General features: G+C 39.2%; 14 protein-coding genes. 13 read left to right on the top strand and 1 reads right to left on the bottom strand.

What is annotated here, in order from left to right:
- Positions 1–6: 6 nt before the first annotated feature.
- From I2I33_RS00345 to I2I33_RS00295, 11 genes are all read left to right on the top strand, one after another.
- Positions 7–1,386 (top strand): RagB/SusD family nutrient uptake outer membrane protein, encoded by a 1,380-nt coding sequence (locus I2I33_RS00345; protein ID WP_087418990.1) that lies wholly within the window; start codon positions 7–9, stop codon positions 1,384–1,386.
- A gap of 13 nt (positions 1,387–1,399) precedes the next feature.
- Complete coding sequence (locus I2I33_RS00340; protein ID WP_087418989.1) at positions 1,400–1,600, top strand: hypothetical protein; 201 nt, start codon at positions 1,400–1,402, stop codon at positions 1,598–1,600.
- A 26-nt stretch (positions 1,601–1,626) separates the two neighbouring features.
- Entirely contained in the window at positions 1,627–2,901 is a 1,275-nt protein-coding gene (locus I2I33_RS00335; RefSeq protein WP_087418988.1) for a Calx-beta domain-containing protein, read from the top strand.
- A 12-nt stretch (positions 2,902–2,913) separates the two neighbouring features.
- Entirely contained in the window at positions 2,914–3,867 is a 954-nt protein-coding gene (locus tag I2I33_RS00330) for a hypothetical protein (protein WP_087418987.1), read from the top strand.
- A gap of 87 nt (positions 3,868–3,954) precedes the next feature.
- On the top strand, positions 3,955–4,533 hold the full coding sequence (locus tag I2I33_RS00325) for a 30S ribosomal protein S16 (RefSeq protein ID WP_087418986.1): 579 nt from the start codon (positions 3,955–3,957) through the stop codon (positions 4,531–4,533).
- Between the two features lie 4 nt (positions 4,534–4,537).
- Complete coding sequence (gene rimM / locus I2I33_RS00320; RefSeq protein WP_087418985.1) at positions 4,538–5,065, top strand: ribosome maturation factor RimM; 528 nt, start codon at positions 4,538–4,540, stop codon at positions 5,063–5,065.
- 335 nt (positions 5,066–5,400) lie between these two features.
- Entirely contained in the window at positions 5,401–7,962 is a 2,562-nt protein-coding gene (locus tag I2I33_RS00315; RefSeq protein ID WP_087418984.1) for an adenosylcobalamin-dependent ribonucleoside-diphosphate reductase, read from the top strand.
- 421 nt (positions 7,963–8,383) lie between these two features.
- Complete coding sequence (locus tag I2I33_RS00310; RefSeq protein ID WP_140402507.1) at positions 8,384–11,728, top strand: PL29 family lyase N-terminal domain-containing protein; 3,345 nt, start codon at positions 8,384–8,386, stop codon at positions 11,726–11,728.
- A gap of 143 nt (positions 11,729–11,871) precedes the next feature.
- Positions 11,872–13,110, top strand: a complete 1,239-nt coding sequence (locus tag I2I33_RS00305; protein WP_195666707.1) for an OmpA family protein — start codon at positions 11,872–11,874, stop codon at positions 13,108–13,110.
- Positions 13,111–13,984: 874 nt separating this feature from the next.
- Positions 13,985–16,756, top strand: a complete 2,772-nt coding sequence (locus I2I33_RS00300) for a PL29 family lyase N-terminal domain-containing protein (RefSeq protein WP_087421332.1) — start codon at positions 13,985–13,987, stop codon at positions 16,754–16,756.
- Positions 16,757–16,884: 128 nt separating this feature from the next.
- Positions 16,885–18,123 (top strand): OmpA family protein, encoded by a 1,239-nt coding sequence (locus I2I33_RS00295; protein WP_087421333.1) that lies wholly within the window; start codon positions 16,885–16,887, stop codon positions 18,121–18,123.
- Between the two features lie 54 nt (positions 18,124–18,177).
- Here the strand turns inward: I2I33_RS00295 and I2I33_RS00290 are convergent, their stop codons facing one another.
- Positions 18,178–19,107 carry a bifunctional riboflavin kinase/FAD synthetase gene (locus I2I33_RS00290; RefSeq protein ID WP_087421334.1) on the bottom strand — a complete coding sequence of 310 codons (930 nt, stop codon included), beginning with the start codon at positions 19,105–19,107 and terminating at the stop codon, positions 18,178–18,180.
- Positions 19,108–19,473: 366 nt separating this feature from the next.
- On the opposite strand from I2I33_RS00290, the gene I2I33_RS00285 reads away from it, so the two are divergent.
- Complete coding sequence (locus tag I2I33_RS00285; protein ID WP_087421335.1) at positions 19,474–22,083, top strand: carboxypeptidase-like regulatory domain-containing protein; 2,610 nt, start codon at positions 19,474–19,476, stop codon at positions 22,081–22,083.
- Between the two features lie 97 nt (positions 22,084–22,180).
- Positions 22,181–23,422, top strand: a complete 1,242-nt coding sequence (locus tag I2I33_RS00280; protein ID WP_162613794.1) for an OmpA family protein — start codon at positions 22,181–22,183, stop codon at positions 23,420–23,422.
- The last annotated feature ends 68 nt before the right edge of the window (positions 23,423–23,490 follow it).

Genomic DNA, 23,490 nt, shown 5'->3' with positions numbered 1-23,490 from the left:
TTAGTTATGATACGTAATCGTAGGCTATGGGTGATAATAGGGCTGTTTGTCTTGTGTTGCTCGTGTAAAGAATATCTGGATTTAAAACCTTATGGGGAGACGATCCCGGAAACTCCGGAAGAGTTTGAAGCTTTACTTCATAGGACGTTAAATAATATAGACTATGGTAATGATGCTGTTATTATAGGAAATCAATCGACAATCCTGGATTATGATTGTGTGACGGATAATTTGGATGCAAGTTTGACAATTTTGCCGCAAGGGAATAGTTTAAACCTGTATCTGGGGGAAAAGTTGAATGGATTCCAATCTAATTACAGTCAACTTTATGAGAAAATCCGGGACTGTAATCTCGTGATCGAAAATATGACGCAGAAGGAGTCTGCGAAAGGAAAGAAAGTGTTGGCAACGGCTTATACGATGAGAGGCATATGCTATTATAACTTGTTGCGTTTATTCTGTGAACCTTACGATAAAGAAAATGAGAATTCACAATTGGGCTTACCGCTTGTTAAGGTCTTTGATATGGAGGCTAGGCCTATACGTTCTAGTATAAAAGCCACGGCTGAGTTTATTGAAGAGGATCTGAAGAATGGTATAGGGTATAACCTGACGGACGATATATATCGATTGACGGTTGACGTGGCCAAGGTTTACCTGATGAAACTTTATTTTTGGACGCAGAATTGGGGAGAGGTTACGACCTTGGGAGAGGAATTGTTGAAGAAATATCCTTTGTTGGAGGGTGAGGCTTATAAGGATATGATACAAAGTAAATTTACCCGAAAAGGAAATGTGTTGATCCGCTCGCTTGTTTACGGGGATGAAAGTGCAGAATCTACGTTTCAACTTTTGGTTAAATATCGTCCCGTGAGTAAGCAATTTATAGATTTGTTTGTGGAGAAAGAACATGATATCCGGTATGAATTATTTTTTGATAAGAAACGTGTGGTTAAGAAGCAGTTGACGGCGCAAGTGAGAAGTGCTGAGATTGCTCTGATGTTGGCAGAAGCTTACGCTCATATTCCGGATAATGATAAGGCTTTAGCACATCTGAATGCCCTCCGAGCCAAACGAATCAGTAATTATGTGCCTTATTCATTGACAACTTTACCTTCTGACACATCGGTAGGAGAAATCAGAGAGGACGTGTACGGGAAACCTTTGACTCCTTTATTGGCAGCTATATTGAAAGAGCGCCAAAAAGAATTGTTTCTGGAAGGTGATCGGTTGTTTGAATTGAAGAGGAATGGATGTCCTGAATTTTGGGTTACGAAAGACGGTTTGAAGTATGTGACTCTAAAATACATGTACACAGCCCCGTTGTCAAGGGTGGATGTGGATTTAACTCCTGGGTTGATTCAGAATGAAGGGTATGAACTTTAAAATATGATTTGATATGAAAACGATGATATTGTTTTTTTTCGGGATGCTTTTGATTTGTAATGCTTGTGGGGATGTTGACGAGGAACCGCCCCGGACTGATAGTATAGCTCGGCAATACGTGATACCTCAGGCGAAGCCATTGACGGCAGAGGAGCGTGAATTTATTAAGGCTAAGAGAGAAGAATATAATAATGCGATAAATAATGTAGAATAAATTGTTAAACCTATAAACGAAAGATTATGAGAAATTTAATTTTACTGTTTTCTTTATTCTTATTAACAGGAATATGGACATCTTGTAGCGATAATGATGATGATGATATGCTGGATGTTTCATTTGCGAAAACGGCTTATTTTTTGCCAGCGAATGAACCGGTAAAAATAGAAGTGACTGCGAATTCAGCGGTTGCCGAGAATACGGTTGTAAAATTCGGGATTACTGGTAGTGCTGTGAAAGATGAGGATTACACACTCTCGGCGGAGGAATTTGTTATCCCGGCAGGTGAATCTTCTGCTTTCATAGAGATGACCCCAAAAGATAATTTTACGGCCGATCGGGATGTGAAATTATCAATCCTGTCTGGGACTAATTATAAAATCGGGAAAAATGGTGTTACCACGGTTACGGTAGAGTCCAAAGAACAATTGATTTATTCGTTCGTGCAGGAGTATTACGCTCTTGCAAACGAGGTAACGGTTGAAGTGGAAGTAAAGGCGGTTGCGGGTACTTATGGACAGAAAGAAGAAGTTCATATTCCTTTTACAATCGGGGATGCTTCTACTGCAAAAGAAGGCGTGAATTTTGAGATTGAAGGTGGTGTGAAAGAATTTGTTATTCCGGTCGGTTCTTCAAAAGGATCAATAAAAATAAAGTTATTGAATGAGGAGGAAGGAAAGGATAGGATTATTTTGGAAACGAAAGATTTGAGTGAACGTTTTATTCCGGGTAATTTTGATGAAGCGATCGTGAAGGTTGATGGAAAACCGATGGGAAGAATGATCGGAAAGTGGGTATTTGAAGAAGAATTGTTGTTGAATTATTGGAAAAGCAGCTATCTGGAATGGCAGCAGGCTCCAGAGTCTGATTTCGTGAATATGCCTGTGAATAATACGAATAAGGATACATTGGAATTTATTGCAGGAGAAGTTGACGAGATGAAAACGATTTTGACTGGTGATTTGAAGAATTATTTTAGGGATTGTGAGGTAACGTATGTGCGTGATGAAAAAGAACGCTTGATAGAAGAGGGTGGTATTCGTCCCACGGTAGTGACCATGTCTGTTTATCATTTAAGTAAAGCAAATGTTACTTTTTCAGCGGGAACTGTTAAGGAAAAAGAAATAGAAATAGGGTTCCGTATGATTGATGATAATACCCTAGAAATTACTTTGTATGATTATGAGCCGACTGATTTCTACCAGACGATTTACGAGGGAATGAAGGCTGTTGCTGGAGAGGGGGAAATTGCGATGCGATATATTCAATTGCGTTATCATTTTACAAAAGTAAAATAGTCGATGAGATTAATGATGTTTTTATGGATTGCATGCCTGTTGGCATGCAATTCTAATGATAGGACTCCGGTAAGGGGAAATTTACAGAATTGTAAAGGAAAGAAAGTTTATTTTGAGATTTGTGGGCAAGACACAACCATTACTGTGGCTTTAGATAGTGTGGGAAATTTTGAGATTAATTTACCGTTAAAGGAAGCAGGATATGTGCGCTTGGCAAATGGTAAGGCCGCATTTCCGCTTTATTTGCAGCCGGGTGAGAAGGTTCAGGTGAAGATGGATGTGGAAAAAGTTCAAAATGGGGATTATAAATCTGTTGAATTGGTGGAAGGGAATAATCCGGAAACGAGGATGATGGTGGATTATTACGAAAAGCAGTGGTTCCCATCGACGCAGGAAATGTTTGTGTTACCTCCGGTAGACTTTAAACAAATGATGGATTCTATCGTGCGGCATAATGATGCTATTATTACCAATTTTGTGAAAAAAACACCTTGTGACCCGGAATTCGAACGTTTGTTCAGAATACAAGTAAAAGTTCCTTTGGCTGCTTCTTACTTTTATTACCCCATGTATCATTCTTTATTAAATAGAGAAGATCAAAGTGAGGAGCCTGACCATTTCAATATATTTGATGAAATGTTACCGAAAAATGATATTGGTGTCTATCAGAAAGTATACCGATACAAGGTTTACGAGGTTTCCTATTGGAATAATTTGCTGGGAGAGAAGTTGGCTGGTTTGATGTCGGAACCGGAACAATTCGTGAATGCTTATATTGACGAGTTGAATAAATTGGGGTTGCACGAACAGATCCGGGATGATGTAGGGAATAATTTCGTGATGCAGTATTATAATGAATTACCGGAGGAAGCCGTGTTGATATTGAAAAGCAGATATAAGGAGATTGTTGTTAATCCGAAGTACCTGAAAGAAATAGAACGTGTTTTTCAAAATGTTTTGCCCTAAAAGAATTTTCAACTTTCAATTAATTGACTATCTTTGCACCCGCCTATCGAGAATAGGTAAGTAATTAATGAGTTAAAATTAAAAAGAATGGCAACTAAAATTAGATTAGCAAGACACGGTCGTAAAGGACGTCCGTTCTACCATGTAGTGGTAGCAGATAGTAGAGCACCGCGTGATGGTCGTTACATTGAAAGAATTGGTTCTTACAACCCGATGACCAACCCGGCTACAATTGATTTAAATTTCGACAGAGCGTTATATTGGTTGATGACTGGAGCTCAACCGACTGACACGGCTAAAAGAATTCTTTCTTACGAAGGAGTACTTATGAAAAAGCACTTGTTGGAAGGTGTGAAGAAAGGTGCATTTGATATGGCTGCTGCTGACACGAAATTTGAAGCTTGGAAAAAAGAGAAGATTGCTAAAATTCAGGCTAAAATTGCTCGTTTGGCTAACGAATCAGAGAGTGCTTATAAGGCTCGTCTGGAAGCTGAGGCTAAAGTAAAAGAGGCTAAAGCTGAGATCGTGGCTAAAAAACAAGCAGAAATTGCCGCTGCAAAAGCTGAAGCAGAGGCAGCTGCCAGAGCAGAAGTAGAGGCTGCCGCAACTGAAGTAGCCGCAGCAGAGGCTCCGGAAACTCCGGCAGAAACTCCAGCAGCAGAGTAATTTTATGGTCAAGAGAGAAGATTGCGTAAAGATAGGAGAGATCGGTAAGACTCATAACTTACAGGGCGCCCTTATTGTTTATACGGATAATGATCTTCTTGAACAATACATGGATGAACCGGTGTTTATTCTTTTAGAAGGGGCACCGGTTCCCTTTTATATTGCCGAAGATGGTTTAACAGAAAGAAACCATTCTTCTTATATTGTCAAATTTGATTTTGTTGACTCGAAAGAACAGGCAGATCGTTTGGTAGGATGTGACCTGCTAATGGATAAATACCTGTTGGAAGAAGAGAATGAATTGCCTTTTGAGCTTTCAGACTTGATTGGCTATTCCGTGCTGGACGAGTTGACGGGAGAGACGGGTGTCGTGGAGCAGGTGGATAATTATTCAGGTAACGTGGTTCTCACGATAAAAATATTTTCTAAAGAAATTCTTCTTCCCGTATCCGATGAATATGTTCTGGATATTTCTCATAACGAGAAAAAAATACATGTAAATATTTCTGAAGAAATCAAGGAGCTTTATTAAACCTTTTTAAATACTTAAACGTATAAATAGGTAAAAAATAATCGCTATTGGTGTGTCTTATTGGGTGTTTTGGAGTAGAGTACTTATCATGTAAAGTTCAATTTTTATTAAAGCAAAATATTTCTGTGGAATATTTCTAGTTTGTGCCAATTTTATATTTGGAAAATTTTTTGGCTTTATTTGAAATGATAAATATGTTATTATCAGGTAAATGTGTATTCATTTTGGAAAACTTTCGTGTTTTGTTAGTAAAAATATTTTTCCAAGAAGTTTTTTTTCTTTAGTTTTGTCCTTGTTGAATTGGTCACAAAAAATACTATTTATATAATACGCTAATGGAACAAACTACGAAGAAAGTGGAAAAGCAAAAAGAAACTGTGAAAGAAAAGAAAGTCTACACGCAGGAGGAGGCTTATAGCAGTTCCTTGAATTATTTCAAGGGGGATGAGTTAGCTGCCCGTGTTTGGGTAAGCAAATACGCATTAAAAGATTCTTATGGGAATATTTTTGAGTTGAATCCAGATGATATGCATCATCGTTTAGCTTCAGAGATTGCTCGGATTGAGAGAAATTACACGAACCCGATGACGGAAGAACAAATTTTCGAGGTGTTGCGTGATTTCAAATATATCGTTCCGCAAGGAGGGCCGATGACGGGAATCGGCAACGATTATCAAATTGCATCCCTTTCTAACTGTTTCGTGATAGGACATGATGGTCCTTCTGATTCCTATGGCGGGGTAATGAAGATTGATCAAGAGCAAGTGCAATTGATGAAACGAAGAGGTGGAGTAGGACATGACTTGTCCCATATTCGTCCGAAAGGGTCTCCAGTGAAAAACTCTGCTTTGACTTCTACTGGAATTGTTCCTTTCATGGAGCGTTATTCGAATTCTACCCGGGAGGTGGCGCAAGATGGTCGTCGGGGGGCGTTGATGTTGAGTGTTTCCATCAATCACCCGGATTCAGAAAGTTTCATTGATGCGAAAATGACCGAGGGGAAAGTAACCGGAGCTAATATTTCGGTGAAAATTGATGATGAGTTCATGAATGCGGTTATCGAAGAACGTGATTATATTCAAAAATATCCGGTATATTCTGACGAACCTAAAAACGTGAAACAGATTAGTGCGGTAAAGTTGTGGAATAAGATTGTTTATAACGCATGGAAATCTGCTGAACCGGGTATCTTGTTCTGGGACACGATTATTCGGGAGAGCGTGCCGGATTGCTATGCAGATCTGGGGTACAGAACAGTTTCCACGAATCCTTGTGGAGAGATTCCGTTGTGCCCGTATGATTCATGTCGTTTGCTGGCAATTAACTTGTATTCTTATGTGGTAAATCCTTTCGAGAAAGACGCTTATTTTGATTACGAGTTGTTCCGGAAACATGTCGCTATTGCTCAACGTTTGATGGATGATATTATTGATTTGGAATTGGAGAAAATAGATGCCATTCTTGAGAAAATTGCATCAGATCCGGAAGATAACGAGGTGAAGGGTGTTGAAATTCGTTTGTGGGAGAAAATTAAAACAAAAGCCAGAGAAGGGCGTCGTACCGGGGTCGGGATCACGGCTGAAGGTGATATGTTAGCTGCTCTCGGGTTGCGTTATGGTAGTGATGAGGCGATAGATTTTTCCGTAGATATTCATAAACAACTGGCTGTTGCCGCTTATAGTTCTTCTGTCGAATTGGCTAAGGAGCGTGGTGCGTTTAAAATTTTTGACGCTGAAAGAGAAAAAAATAATCCGTTTATTTCTCGTTTAAGAGAGGTAGCCCCGGAGATGTACGAGGAAATGGTGAAATGTGGTCGTCGTAATATTGCTTGTCTGACGATTGCTCCGACGGGAACAACCAGTTTGATGACCCAGACTACTTCCGGTATTGAGCCTGTATTCTTGCCGGTTTACAAGAGAAGAAGAAAGGTGAACCCGAACGACAAGAATGTGCATGTTGATTTCACGGATGAGATGGGTGATGCCTACGAGGAGTTTATAGTGTTCCATCATAAATTTGCCGTTTGGATGGAGAAAAACGGGTATGATGTCCATAAACGCTACACGAATGAGGAAATTGATGAAATGGTGGCTAAGTCTCCTTATTACAAGGCGACTTCTAATGATATTGACTGGGTTGCTAAAGTGCGTATGCAGGGACGTGTGCAAAAGTGGGTGGATCACTCCATCAGTGTTACCGTGAATCTGCCTGCAGATGTTTCAGAGGAATTGGTTGGGCAGCTCTATATCGAGGCTTGGAAGAGTGGATGTAAAGGATGTACGGTTTATCGTGACGGTTCTCGTTCCGGAGTTTTGGTTTCCAATAAAGATAAGAAGACGGATGGGGCAATGCCTGCCAAGCGCCCGAAAGAATTGGATGCAGAAATCGTGCGTTTCCAGAATAATAAGGAGAAGTGGATTGCCTTTATCGGTTTGTATGACGGACGTCCTTACGAGATCTTTACCGGTATCGCCGATGATGAAGAGGGAATTATGTTACCGAAGGCCGTGACCGATGGTAAGATTGTGAAGAACACGGATGAAGATGGAAATAGCCGTTACGACTTCCAGTTCTCGAACAAGAGAGGTTTCAAGACGACGGTCGAGGGGTTGTCATATAAGTTCAATAAGGAGTATTGGAACTATGCTAAATTGATTTCCGGGGTCTTGCGTTATGGAATGCCGATCAATCAAATCGTGGATTTGGTTGCTGCTATGGAGTTCGATAATGAGAACATCAACACGTGGAAGAATGGTGTGGAAAGAGCGTTGCGGAAATTTATTCCGGATGGTACGGAAGCTACTGGTTCTGTTTGTGAGAATTGTGGTTCTAAATCCGTTATTTATCAAGAGGGGTGTTTAATCTGTAAGGTTTGTGGTTCTTCTAAATGCGGGTGATGATTATATGGTAATTATATAGACTTTCGAGTTATAAGTGAAAGGTGACCAGATTAGTTTGGTCACCTTTTTTCATGATAATTGATGTGCTAAGATGTTTTACTTGATTTTCTTTAAAAGCGAGTTTTTGTATTCTTTGAAAATCAGATATTTGCATAAGTGAAAAAGATTGTATTTGTAATATGTATTTATTGTAAATTGTTGTTTGTCAGAGTGCTGTGTTGAAATTTAAACGAACGATTATTGATTGTTTGAATTGTTAAAAAATGGAGGCGTGTTTTTAGACAAATATTTACACATGTACACAATTAAGTTAGACAGACATTTAACAAAGAAAAGTTGCGCTTTGGGGTGACTTGATATTTTTTAATTACCAATATAATTCTTTTTAAGTATGAACAAAAAACGGAATTTTGCAAAAATGGCACTTTTAAGTGCTCTACTTTGTGGTCTTGCAAGTCCTACTTTCATCGGTTGTAAGGATTACGACGACGATATTAAGGATTTGCAGGAACAGATAACTGCAAACAAAACATCCATTGATGAACTTTTGGGGAAAATTAAGGAGGGACAATTCGTACAGGGTGTTGAGAAAATCGCTAATGGATTGAAAGTTACTTTGGGTGATGGTAGTGTTGTTGAGATCGTGAATGGTAAGGACGGTGTTGATGGAAATGACGGAAATGATGGTAAGGTTCCTTCATTTGAAATCAAAGAAGACGGACACTTGTATGCGACTTATGAGGGGCAAGATCCTATTGATTTAGGAAATGTGAGAGGGGAAGATGGAGGTGCCGGTACTGTAACTGACGTGAAGCTCACGGTACAGGACGGGTATCTTTATTTGAACGGCAAAATTATCGAGCCGAAAATTGCTATCGGTGGGATTTTCTATGTAGAACAACAAGGCTATGTAGAACTTTATATGCCGAAAGGAACAGTGAATGAAGACGGAAGTATTACCGTTGGAGACTACGAGAAAGTAACACTTCCAAAAACAACGAATATTGTAACGGATATTTTATTCATGCCTTTAACTCTTTCTGCAGGAGAGGCTCCCATGATTTTCTTCCCGACAATTATTCAGGACGAGACTGATGGTGTGGGTAATTATGTAAATGGAACTGCTGCAGCTCCAGAATACACGGTAGGAACAATTCCGGCAGAGCCTAGTTCTATTCTTTATGCTGGTAAGGCTGAGTTGAAGTATCAGTTCAATCCTCGTTCTGTTTCTTTTGACGCTTTTAAAGTGTTAGGATTGTGGAAACATGGCGAGGCTACCGTAATTTCTCGTAGCATGAAAGACGGGGCAAACATGATCTTTAACAAGGGTCAGAGATTCTATGATATGGCAAATGGTGTTCTGGAAGGTGCTAAGAGTTATAGTCAAGATAAAGAAGTCGGAATGTTGCATTTCCGTGCAAAATCATGGAGATTTGCCGAGATGGTAGGTAATAATCACCAAGGTAATAAACGTGATCTTCTGACATTGGCTGTTTTGAACGGGAAAGATACCGTTTATTCAGAAATAGCACCGGCTAAACATTGGCATATTGCACAAAAAGATGTACGTATCGTGAATACGGATGTTGAGCATTATGCACTGGATGCAAACAAGGAAAACTTGTATGCAGATAAATTCCGGTCCGTAAACTCTTATCAAGATAAAAAGGCAGCTCCTGCAAAACAAGAGGATGCAGATGAATATTACAAGAGTCTAGCTCCAATCACGACTTTCGAGATTGCATATGACAACCGGAAAGATAATGGAGGTAAAGGATTAAACTTGACAGAACTTTTCCGTACATTCTTTATTGACAATGGAACGGAATATCCGTTTATGACGAATGGATTTGATGACTATCAGTTGAAATTCGAAACCGTTTCTTTCAATAATTTAGGTGTTGACCAAACAGAAAGATATTTGGAATTGGTTTCTACGATGGAAAAAGACGGAACGGATGAAAGACAATTAGTAACTAAAGCTTACGTGAAATCTCCGGATCAATATCCAGGATTTGAACAAGGTGATCACTCTGCTGCTATTGGAAGAACTCCGATCGTGCGTGTGAAATTGGTTGCTCCGGTTGAAGATGGTGCTAGTGCAGAAGCAGAAGAAAATGTTGTTGCTTCTCGTTTGATCAAGTTAGAGATCAAGGGTAAAGAGAGTGTAACTGAAAAGATTGTAATCAAAGACACGATCAGAGTAATGCTACAACATAAAGATCAAGCTGTTGAACTTGATATGGACCACATTTACAATGACCTTCGTGTACAACAAGCAGGTTCTAGAGGTAGAGAAGAATTCCACAAACATTATCAATTCGATCCGACTATTACGATTGATTTGCAAAAACAACATACTGCTGCTTTAGATGCAGATGCTCGTAAGAAAGATGTTGATTTGGAAGAAAGAAAAGCAGAAGACGGAACGATCTTGAATCAATTGGATTTGATTGTTAAACCTACTGCATTCAGCACGGAACATGTGGAGTATGTTGTTAAGGCTAAGTATGTTGACATCCCGAATAGTGGAGAAGTTTATCCGGATGTAAATGTTGAATACACTGTATTTGTAACTTATCCGAACGCTGTTGCTCCTGAAATTACCAAGTTGAATTGGCAAAATCCGGGAACTAATGGTGAAGGTGGTTTGATCTATGCTCACGGACGGATCGCTCCGGGTGCTGACGGAAAAGTTGAAACAACGGATGACGAATATGATATGGTGGCCGTTTTGAACAATATGTTTGACTTGGAGAAATACACGATGGATCAAATGCTGAAACCGAGAACGGGTGAAACTGCATATGATTTGGCAACAATTGCAAAACCTACATTATCATTCGAATTGGTTGACAAGTATAATAGTTCTTCCGATTGGGCTGGAACAACCGATGGTCTTAAATTGTATCAAGAAAATGGTGTTTGGAAGATTGAATTGGAAAAATCAGATGCCGGACGTCAATGGATCAATGCTATTGGTGAAGACAGTAAGAGAGTGAAGATTCGTGCCGTAGTAAGTTTCAACGAATGCTATGACGGATTGTATGGAACTTGCAACAATGGCGAGAAGAAGTATAACAAAGATCAAGCTTCTGACAATTTACCAGAATGTAAAACCACAGACAAGGTAGGTTCTCAAGCTCATGATATGCACGATTATACGGGAACTGCTAAGGCTCCTGAATATGGACGTTCTCAAGTTGTAATTAAAGAATTTGAAGTTGCATTCATTACCCCGATCAGATTCGTCAAGAAAACTATCGATCCGTTGTATGACAAATATCCTCTTGCTGAGAACAAAGCTTATTTGAAAGATTGTTTCAGACTTGCAGATTATTTGTCTGACGAGAATGCAGCACAAGAAGGCTTTAGATACAACCATATTGTATACGATACAGATCTGACAGATCAAGGAACTATTGATTTGTTCAAACGTGGAACCGATGGATGGTGTAACTACTGGAAACAGGTATACGATGTAAACAGTGTGTTCGAATACAAGGTAATCGGTGGATTCTTCAGCGATGGAACTGCGCTTGATACAGAGAACTCCAAGAAAATCAAATTTGAAACGGATGCCGAAGGCGAATATGTAACTTGGATCAATGATGGTGAGGATATTGCTAACGAATTTGTAATCAAAGTTGAAGTTTGTGTAAAACATGTTTGGGGTCTGGTATGCAATCATGCAAATAAAGAAACTGAACGTGGACACTCAGTTGTGACATTGGAAATTCCGGTAAAATTCCATAAAAACTAGAAATAGGATTAGGATACAGAGAGTATATAAATCTTTGCAACCAGAAGGAAATCATTAAAATGATTTCAAACAAGAAGAGAGGGGTGTCTGATTCAGACACCCCTTCTTCAAACGATCAGAAATTGAATACGACACATTTAAGTATGAAAAAATTGCTATTATCTTTTTGCTTTTTAGTGCTGACTTCTTTTTTGTGGGCACAAGTGCAAAAGAAACAAGTGTACAATGATTTTTCCCGTTGGAGCTTGGGATTGAACGGGGGCATATCCATTTTCCGTGGGGACATGGTTTCTTTCTCCGCTGATAAAACTTACCTGGGTAGACAAGGTGGTTTACAACTGGGTTACCAGTTAACCCCGACTTTCGGTTTGTCCTTGACAGCCGATATGGGACAGGGGAAAGGGAGTGCCAAGAAATGGGAGAAAGAGTTCAAGATTTACCCGACGGGGGAGTCTTACTACGGGACGCTGCCGGAAGAGGGTTTCGCTTATTATAATGACGTTTATTCCAAGGTGAAGTATTTCACTATCGGGTTACACGGTGATTTTAACGTGAACAATTTTTTCGGGAAGAAAGAACTACGCCGTTGGACCGTGTTAATAAGCCCGGCGGTTTACCTGCAAAAGTTCTCGCCCAAGTTATACAAGAAAGAGGATGACAAGCGTTTTGACCCCTCTTCCACGCTGGATAACGACCTGAACTTAGGGGTAGGAGGTGACATCGCCTTACGCTATCGCGCGAGCAAGCATATCGATTTACAATTGAAATCCGGTGTTACCTGGATCGCTAACAACAATTTTGACGGTGTTGCCACTTGTTGTTCCAGTAAATACAACTGGTTGGCGAACTTGTCGGTCGGGGTGGTCTGGAAGATGGGTAACAACAAGAAGAAGGAGAACTTGATGTATGCCCCCGCTCGTTCCGAGCCCCCGGTAACGCTCCCGGTAAAAGAGGAGACACGCCCGGTGGTGAAGGAAGAGCGGAAACCCGTTGTGAAGGAGGAGAAAAAGCCGGTAGAGAACGTTGTGAAGGTGGAGACCTCTGCAAAGACTTTCCCGGTATTACCGACAATTCACTTTCAACGTAACTTGGCGGTTATCGACACGGTTCGTTTCGCCGGTGAACTTTCCCGTATCGTGGAAGCATTGAAGGAATTCCCGGGGGTGAAGGTTGATATTCGTGGTTACACGGACCACACGGGAACGGATCGAGTCAATCTACCGTTATCCTTGAAACGTGCAGAAGCCTTGAAATCTTACCTGGTTGGTAAAGGGGTTTCAGCCGACCGGATGAGCACGTTTGGAGAGGGTAAGGATATGTCGGTGGATCAAAAGGATATTTACACGGAGAAGGCTCGTAAGGTTGAAGTGAAGAAACATTGATGTAAACTCATGTAAATATTTTCCCTACCATTATTAAAAAGAGGCTACCAGCTTTTTTATCTAAGCGTAATGCTGTTTTGGCATGATAAAGTCACCTATATTAAGGTGGCTTTTATATTGAAATTGATCAAAAGGAAACGAGAAAACGTTGACAAAACGAAAGGTTTTAGTGTTAAAATTAACTGTTATATTTTTTATTGATAAAATATCAATAATCGTTCATATATTGATTGCAAATGTACGACTTTTTATGAAACAAGAAAGAATTGATCAAAAAAAATTTCATATTTTGTATATATATTGTTTATTATGTGCGCAAAACGACACAAATGATCTGTTTTACAGATTGTAGATACGCATTTCGATATAAATATTGATAGTAATTGTTGCATTTTTACGATCTATTTAAGAATCATATTCTCACCTTTTATTTCAAGATAACTATATACTATATTATTTTAGGAGATTAATTGGGATAATGAATCATTTTTTTGTATTGGGAACTAAATTTTCCCATTTCTACAAATAACTGATTTTTAGAGGTTTTATCTAAGCCGATTTTAGACATGATATTCATATTATAAATCCAGATAATTTTATTTAATAGATAATACTGTTATAATCAAACATATATCGTCGCATAATACATGAAATATATTTGATAATCTATTTTTATAATATATTGATTACAAGGTTGTTATGCAATTTATTAAACGAACAATTAATGCGTTGTTGTAATCCTTAAAAGAGGAGGTGTATGATTAACAAGAAAATAACGTTTGTTTCAAAAATTGTAGAATAGAATTTTAGTGATAAAGTTGCGCTTTTGGGTGACTTGATATTTTTTTAATTACCAATATAATTTATTTTAAGTATGAACAAAAAACGGAATTTTGCAAAAACTGCACTTTTGGGTGTATTGCTTTGTGGTCTTGCAGGTCCTACATTCGTTGGTTGTAAGGATTACGACGACGATATAGATGGTTTGCAAGAACAGGTGAACACTTTGAACAAGAACTTTGAGGAATTGAAGAAACTTGTTAACGATGGAAAGGCAATCACGAGTGTTACTCCCATAACAGGAGGTTTCAAAATTACATTCAACGACAACACAAGCTATGACATTGTAAATGGGAAAGATGGTGAAAAAGGAAATGATGGAGCTGATGGCGTTGGAACAGTTGTAAGTGTTGATGAGAATGGACATCTGATCATCGACAATGTTGACAAGGGAAAAGTTGTTAATGAAGCTGCTGCAGATGTGGTAATCACGATCGGTGAAGATGGCTATATCTATGTAAATGGAACAAAACAAGAAGGGGCAAAAGTTAATACACAAACGGGTGCCTCTTACGCTGTTGATCACGAAAAATTTGTAGAATTCTACGTGGTAGACGAAAAAGGTAATCTTCCTGAGACTCCGGTTAAGATCTGGAAAAACGCTGCTTTAAGTGGTTTGTTGACTATTCCGAATTATTTGGTAGATGTTGCAGAGAACGGATTGTTGTTCCCGACGATCTATGGTGTTGATAAAGATGGCGCTTACGTACGTCTTTATGCCGGTAAAGCTGATTTGAAATATCAGATCAACCCGAAAGGAGCTACTGTAGAGAATCCGGAGTTTGTAAAACAACAGATTTTAGCTCGTTCTGCTAACAACGGAATTCTTGTTTCAGACGTGAATGTTGACGGGGAATATTTGACTTTAAGAGGTAAAGCCATGAGTGGTTTGTACTCTTATAATGAGTTGGAAGACGTAACCGATGAGGATTCATACATTTGGGGATGGGATATGCAAGAAGGAATGATTGATCCATCATTCAATATTGTCGCATTGAAAGTTCAAAATCAAGGAGAAGAATTGATTTCTGATTATGTAATGGGATTTGATTACAACATCTCTCAGAATGATGTGACAATTGAGAAGAAATTTGTTGAAGAAGGAGAAACTGAATATAAAGATGTACTAGCTAAAACAGGGGATGAGGCTAAGGCTGCTGACGCTCATTTCACGTTAGTTTATAAGGATGGTAAAGGCGAGTTGAAATTAGCTGACGAAATCGCTGCATTCTTTAAAAGAACAGGCTTGACTAATAAAGAAGGTAAATTCGAGTTTACTACCAATGGATTTGACGAACATTCTTACAAGTTTGAAAAAGTTGAATTCTTATTTGAAGATAACGATGGTAATAAAGAGGATCATTGTAGCTATGTAAATTTAGCAGAAGATGGTACTTTGACAATTAAAGAGGCTAGTGATGAGAAAGGTTCTTCCATTGGTAGAACACCAATTATTAAGATTACATTGGTAAGTGATGTAGAAGTTAATCATGGTAAAGATGTAAAAACGGTGTATGCTAAAGTGTTAATTGCAGAGAAAGAAGCAGAAAAAGAGATCCCGGCTTACACTCAAGCATTAGATTATCTGTTGAATAATGTAGGTACTGCTCAATATTTGCAATTGGATAAATTGTATGGACACGTTGCTACTCATTTAGGCATTTTAGGTGCAGATAAATTCCATACGATTTATACTACATTCGAACAAATTACAGAAGTTCCGTTTGATAGCGAAATCCAGTTGAAGATGACAGGAAAAACGGAAACAGAGAAGAATGAATGGTTGGCAGTTTATGTTCCGAACTATAAGAAAGCCGGTCAATATCAAGTGAAAGGTGTATTCAAATCTACTGACGACAATGTTTATCCTCCTGTATACGTGATTTACACGGTTAACGTTAAATACCCAGTAGGACCTTATTTGATGAAGCGTACGGATGCAGATCAGGGTGGTAACTTCTGGGAAGGTGGACATATGCTTGTAAACGGTGTATTTGACAAGACGAACGACTATGTATTTGACATGGGAGGTAAGATTGCAGATGCATTTATTTACAATTTGCCATATGACGAGAATCCTTGGGATGCAGCATGGAATATTGAAAATAAAGTTAGTGCTAGAGCAAATATTCAGTATACTTTTGTAAATCCGGCAGAAAAGGATGCAAATATTGTAGATATAAACGCTACGACCAAAGAGGATTGGAAGGGTGAAATTTCTGTAACGAAGTTACCTGCAGATGCTGATTATAGAGATATTGACGTTCAACCGGTTACTTGGTTTAACTTGGATCTGGACAAGATGGTCAATAATGTAGCTACTGGCGGAACGATTAGCATGACAGACGGTTTGAAAGCAAACACTGAAACTAAATTTACAGTACGTTTCGTTTCTCCGTTGAAATCATTGGTTGCCAAGGGTGGTGAATTGGATAAAAATAATACTACAATAGATCAAACTTTGAATATTATGAAGAGCATCGTTGTAAAAGATAAAAAAGATGTTGTTCTTTATGAGAAAGAAGCATTCGAAGAAATCATTGTAGATGCAGATGGTACTACGAAACGTGCAGCAGATAAAGTATACCAAATTTCGGCTCCGAAATTTGAATGGGCTGATGAGAATTCAAAAGCATTTGCAGCACAAATGGAACAAAGAGGTGGTAAGTGTTCTATCGATGAAACGACAGGTATTATCACATTCCATGCTACTGGTGAAGTAGGAGCTGTAAACTTGAAGGTGAAAGTTTCTATGGATTGTCCGTGGAGAAAACTTGAAACTATTGTAACTGTAGCGGTGAAATAGTTAAGATAGATTATAAGAAAATAATGGAACTTTGTTTTCATTATTGATTGCAACCAGGAGAAAGGGGGTGTCTGTACAAGACACCCCTTCTTCAAGTCATCAAAATCTGAATACTATATAAATTAGGTATGAAAAAATTATTATTGCCTTTTTGTCTTCTAATGTTGCTTTTCTCTTTATCAGTGCAGGCACAAAAGAAACAAGTATACAATGATTTTTCCCGTTGGAGTTTGGGGGTTAACGGGGGAATTTCAGCTTTCCGGGGAGACATGATCTCTTTTTCGGCGGATAAAACTTATATCGGGGTGCAAGGAGGTTTGCAACTGGGGTACCAGTTTACCCCGACTTTCGGTTTGTCCTTGACGGCCGACATGGGTCAAGGAAAGGGAAGTGCCAAGAAATGGGAGAAAGCGTTTAAGATTTACCCGAACGGGGAATCTTATTATGGCACGGACCCAGCGACTGGTTTCGCTTATTATAACGATATTTACACCAAGATCAAGTATTTCACGTTAGGCCTCCACGGTGATTTTAATGTAAACAATTTTTTCGGGAAGAAAGAACTACGCCGTTGGACCGTGTTGTTAAGTCCGGCGATTTACTTGCAAAAGTTCTCGCCCAAGTTATACAGGAAGGGAGATGACAAGCGTTTTGACACTTCTTCCACGCTGGATAATGACGTGAACTTAGGATTGGGAGGAGATATCGCCTTGCGCTATCGCGCGAGCAAGCACATTGATTTGCAATTGAAATCCGGGGTGGCTTGGATCGCGAATAATAACTTTGACGGTGTAGCAACTTGTTGCACGAGCAAGTACAATTGGCTGGCAAACCTCTCGGTTGGAGTAGTCTGGAAAATTGGTAACAACAAGAAGAAAGAGAACCTGATGTACGCCACCGCTCGTTCCGTGGCCCCGGTAATACTTCCCGTGAAAGAGACGACTTGCCCGGTGGTGAAGGAAGAGCAAAAGCCAGTTGTCAAACAAGAGGAGAAAACGGTAGAGAACGTTGTGAAGGTGGAGACTGCGGAGAAAACATTCCCGGTGTTACCAACGGTCCATTTCAAACGTAACTCAGCGATCATCGACACGGTTCGTTACGCCAATGAACTCTCTCGCATCGTGGAGGCATTGAAAGAGTTCCCGGGGGTGAAGGTTGATATTCGTGGTTACACGGATCACACAGGGACAGATCGTGTCAACTTGCCGTTATCCTTGAAACGGGCAGAGGCCTTGAAGACTTACCTCATGAGCAAGGGAATCCCCGCTGATCGGATGAGTACGTTCGGAGAGGGTAAAGATATATCCGTGGATCAAAAAGATATTTACACGGAAAAAGCCCGTAAGGTTGAAGTGAAAAAACACTAAGCCTCTCTATATGATCACAGGAAAAGCCACTTTGTATTCAAGGTGGCTTTTATTTTACGATTTCAATAGCTTGAGAATTTTTTCCTGGTCTTTTTGTAACTGAGCTCGTAATTCTTCAATATCGTTGAATTTACGTTCTCCCCGAACGCGGTCGATGAAATTTATCGTGATGGTTTTTCCATATAAGTCTCGATTGAAATCGAAGATATACACTTCGCAGGAAACTTGCCCATCGTTGCTGACCGTGGGGCGGATTCCGATATTGAGCATCCCGTTGAAGATTTCTTGTTCGATGATTACTTTTACGGCATACACGCCTATAGCTGGTAATAATTTTCGTTCGTCGGAAACTTGAATATTTGCTGTCGGGAAACCGATTTTGTGGCCTAAATGGTGCCCATAAACTACTTCTCCCGTGATAGAATAAGGATAGCCGAGGAAACGATTTACTGTAGTAATATCTCCCACAGCTAAAGCATTCCGGATTTTCGTGGAACTGACATTCACATCATCTTCTTCAAAAACGACTTCTTTTTCAAGGAAAAAACCGTATTCGTTCGCTAGTTCCTGTAAGTTTTCAAAATTTCCGGCTCGGTCTTTCCCGAATCGATGGTCATAACCCACGACAAGCCCTTTAATTTTTAGTTTGTCAATAAGAATCTTTTTCACGAAATCATTATAGGATTGCTGGGCGAATTCAAGTGTGAATTTCAAGATAATCAAATGATCAACGCCATATTTTTCCAGAATGGTAATCTTCTCTTCCAGTGTTGTTAAGATTCCTATTTTTTGTTCCCGAGGATAAAGCACTTCTCTCGGGTGGGGTTCAAAGCTGATAATGACGGATTCCCCATCAATACTGGACGCTTTCTCTTTTAGATGTTGTATCACGCAAGCATGACCTAAATGTACACCGTCAAAACTTCCAATCGTGACGACGGGGCATTTGATCTCTATATTTTCAACTCCGTAGTGAACCTTCATTTCTAGTCGTTTGAATAGTTAAGGGCAAAAATAATACAAATAACTGAATTATGGGGCTAAATAAACTCTAATCCCTGTATATATATTTATCGACAAATAATATAGGGTTGATAATGAGAGTGTATGGCCAAGTAGCCTCGACTGAGACAGAGCGATCTAAGCGAACATAATATTCTATATATCAATAAGTTGTAAATATTATTAAACGAACGTTTATTGATCGTTGAAATTGTTAAAAATGGAGGTGTAATATTAAATAGATATTTATAAAAATATACATTTATATAAAGCAGATATTTTAATGAGAAAAGTTACGTTTTAAGGTGACTTGATATTTTTTAATTACCAATATAATTCTTTTTAAGTATGAACAAAAAACGGAATTTTGCAAAAATGGCACTTTTAAGTGCTTTACTTTGTGGTCTTGCAAGTCCAACATTCGTCGGTTGTAAGGATTACGATGACGATATAAAAGATTTGCAGGAACAGATTGATGCTAATAAATCAGCTGCAACTCAAGAGTTATCAAAGGCCATTTCAGAACAGATTACGGCTTTAGAAAATAAATTAAATACGGCGATTGCAGATAAGGCTGATAAAGGTGTGATCGAGGGTCTTCAAACCGACATTAACAATTTGAAAAATTTACAGAGCCGTGTAGAGAAATTGGAATCAGAGGCGGAAAACTACTTGAAAGCTGGAGCTTTGGATAATTATCTTCAAAAAGGTGATATTGAGGGGTTCTTGAATGAAGATGCATTAGCAAAGTATTTGTCTGATCACAATTACTTGACTTCCGCGGATTTGGAAGGCATTCCGACAGAAACAATTATTAAAGGATGGATCACGAGTGAATTGACCGAAATTCAAGATTTAATTGATGGAATTAATGAATCGCTTGAAGGTATAGATTTGCCGGTGTTAACTGAAGATGTTACTACTTTGAAAGAACAGATGGAAGAAATGTTGAAAGAAGATGGAACATTTGCTCAGTTAAATGCTAAAATTGAGGCATTCGAAAATACGATCTCGGGGATCCTTTCTCCCGATGGTAATACGAATATTTCTTTCATAAGAAGTAAAGCCCTTGCTGCGGATGTCGTTTGGGGATATGGAGATATTAAAGAATCTCTTTCCAAAGGTGCTGTATTGAGTTTAGGTGATGCAGAATTCCCTGTAATCATTAATCCGACAAGTGTAAAGACAGATAAATTCCAATTTGCATTAGTTACTGCTGATGGGAAAGAGTTCCCGTGTACTATTGGTGTTTTGCCTACCTGGGAGATTAAGGGGGATGATGCTTTTGCTTCACGGGCAGCAGAGCCAGAGAAAGTTATCAACAAGGATATTTTCACGGTTTCAGCTTTGTGTAGTTCAGATACGAAGGTGGGCGATTACAAATTAGCCTTAAAAGCTACTCCTAAAGTTGAAAATGGGAAGTCGGTTTATTCAATGTATAGCTTTATTGTTAAAGTTAAGAATTCTGACGAATTAACGGGTATATCTGTTGATAAGAAAATTAAAATGTATCTTGGAATAGAAGAAGATATTAATGAATTTGCAACATTTGCTTTTAAAGAAAATGGTTCTTTGGCTTTTGAAGACGCTTCATCTTTACTTTATAAAGGGCAAGGATATATTATGATCGACGAGACAGATGAGTTTACAAAATCCTGTTTAGCAAATGGTAATATCGATCAACAAGCTTTGTATGAAGGGAAAATTCTTGTTAATGAGACTGTTGAGAATGTCCCTATGGAGATCGATGGTAAATCTTTGAAATTCGTATATTATGCGATGGATTGGAATGGAACAAAAATGGTGCCTGCAAAGTTTGAGGCAGAGTTCCATACTCAGATGTACAGCAAGGATGTTACTTTTGCTGATCAAAAGATTACGATTATGCAAGAGAATGGTAATACTCTAGATAATGCTTTAGAGTTTGATGCTATTTTAGGTAAGGTAATGACTGCTAAGCAGCTTGAATTATGGAAAACTCATGCAACTAATCTGAAAGGAACTGTTACTGATGCCAAAGGAACTGTTGTTACAGGTGCAGAAGTTGTAATTACGGGTAAAACTTCTTTCAATATTACGGCAACATCGGATGTTAAACCTGGAAATTATAATGTTACAATTAAGTTTGAGGATGATAGAACTGGAGAAGAAGGGCTGTTTATAATTACTGGTAAGTTAACCGTTGACGCATTTACAATTACACCGAATTTGGCTGATGGGTATTGGGTTAATAACGTTTTGACAATTCCTGGTGTATTTACAAATGCTACGACTCCATTTGACTTAAGTGTTAAAATGAATGATGCGTTCATCATTACGGCTCCGGAGGGAATGACCGTGACCAAAGAGTACGCATTAGTTCGTGAGGATATAACAGATGAATATATCGAGATTGATGGTGACAAGATTACTTGGAAGAAGAATCTTGCTAAGGAGAACTTGATCGGTAAAGAACTTGAGTTTATAGTAACGGTTAAGAATGGTTCTGTCGTATTAGCAAAAGAAACTTACAAATTGAAATTTGTTAATCCTTTAAGTGCAAAAGTTGAACAGAATGAGGTAAAACATACACTTGCTAATGATAGAAACTCTACGGCTAAATCAACATTTGATTTAAATAAATTGTTGTCATTTAAAGATGTGCAAACTGTAACGAATGAATTATTTGGACTTAGTGGCGATGGAAGTAAGGAAAAACCCTATGCATCGACAGGCGATTTTACTAGTTTGGCATATGATGTTTACGGTTTAGAGAAGTCTAATGTTAAGTTTGAAGTTATTGGGGAAAATAACACGAATCTTGTTCTTGATGAGGAGACGGGTGAAGTGACTTGGACAAATGTTACTGGAGCTGAGTTCAATGGTGTCACCGTGAACTTCAAGGTTACAATTACCCATAATTATGGAACTTCAACTGGAAATATCTCAGTTACGATTAAAGAAAAAGAGGTAAAATAATAATGGATTTCAATATTCATTATTGATTGCAACCAGGAGAATGGGGGTGTCTGATTCCAGGCACCCCTTTCTAATCAATTATTTAAAATGTATAGGTATGAGAAAAATAGTGTTCTCTTTTTGTTTTCTGATGGTTACTTCTTTTCTGGTAGCGCAGAACCAAACGAAACAAGTGTACAATGACTTTTCCCGCTGGAGCTTGGGATTGAACGGGGGCATATCCATTTTCCGTGGGGACATGGTTTCTTTCTCCGCTGATAAAACTTACCTGGGAGGACAAGGTGGTTTACAACTGGGTTACCAGTTAACCCCGACTTTTGGTTTGTCCTTGACAGCCGATATGGGACAGGGGAAAGGGAGTGCCAAGAAATGGGAGAAAGAGTTCAAGATTTACCCGACGGGGGAGTCTTACTACGGGACGCTGCCGGAAGAGGGTTTCGCTTATTATAATGACGTTTATTCCAAGGTGAAGTATTTCACTATCGGGTTACACGGTGATTTTAACGTGAACAATTTTTTCGGGAAGAAAGAACTACGCCGTTGGACCGTGTTAATAAGCCCGGCGGTTTACCTGCAAAAGTTCTCGCCCAAGTTATACAAGAAAGAGGATGACAAGCGTTTTGACACCTCTTCCACGCTGGATAACGGCGTGAACTTGGGATTGGGAGGTGACGTCGCCTTACGCTATCGCGCGAGCAAGCATATCGATTTACAATTGAAATCCGGTGTTACCTGGATCGCAAACAACAATTTTGACGGTGTTGCCACTTGTTGTTCCAGTAAATACAACTGGTTGGCGAACTTGTCGGTAGGGGTGGTCTGGAAGATGGGTAACAACAAGAAGAAGGAGAACTTGATGTATGCGACCGCTCGTTTCGAACCCCCGGTAACGTTCCCGGTAAAAGAGGAGACACGCCCGGTGGTGAAGGAAGAGCGGAAACCCGTTGTGAAGGAGGAGAAAAAGCCGGTAGAGAACGTTGTGAAGGTGGAGACCTCTGCAAAGACTTTCCCGGTATTACCGACAATTCACTTTCAACGTAACTTGGCGGTTATCGACACGGTTCGTTTCGCCGGTGAACTTTCCCGTATCGTGGAAGCATTGAAGGAATTCCCGGGGGTGAAGGTTGATATTCGTGGTTACACGGACCACACGGGAACGGATCGAGTCAATCTACCGTTATCCTTGAAACGTGCAGAGGCGTTGAAATCTTACCTGGTTGGTAAAGGGGTTTCAGCCGACCGGATGAGTGCGTTTGGAGAGGGTAAGGATATGTCGGTGGATCAAAAGGATATTTACACGGAAAAGGCTCGTAAAGTTGAAGTGAAGAAACACGAGTAAATGGGATTGAGAACGACAAATCTGACAATATAGAAAAGGGATTATTCCAAAATAATGGATAATCCCTT

It is taken from the genome of Butyricimonas sp. BSD2780061689_150309_C8 (assembly GCF_015560935.1).
Lineage (GTDB): Bacteria > Bacteroidota > Bacteroidia > Bacteroidales > Marinifilaceae > Butyricimonas > Butyricimonas paravirosa.
Note: the sequence above shows the minus strand (reverse complement) of the source record. Positions and strands in the feature narration are given on the sequence as shown.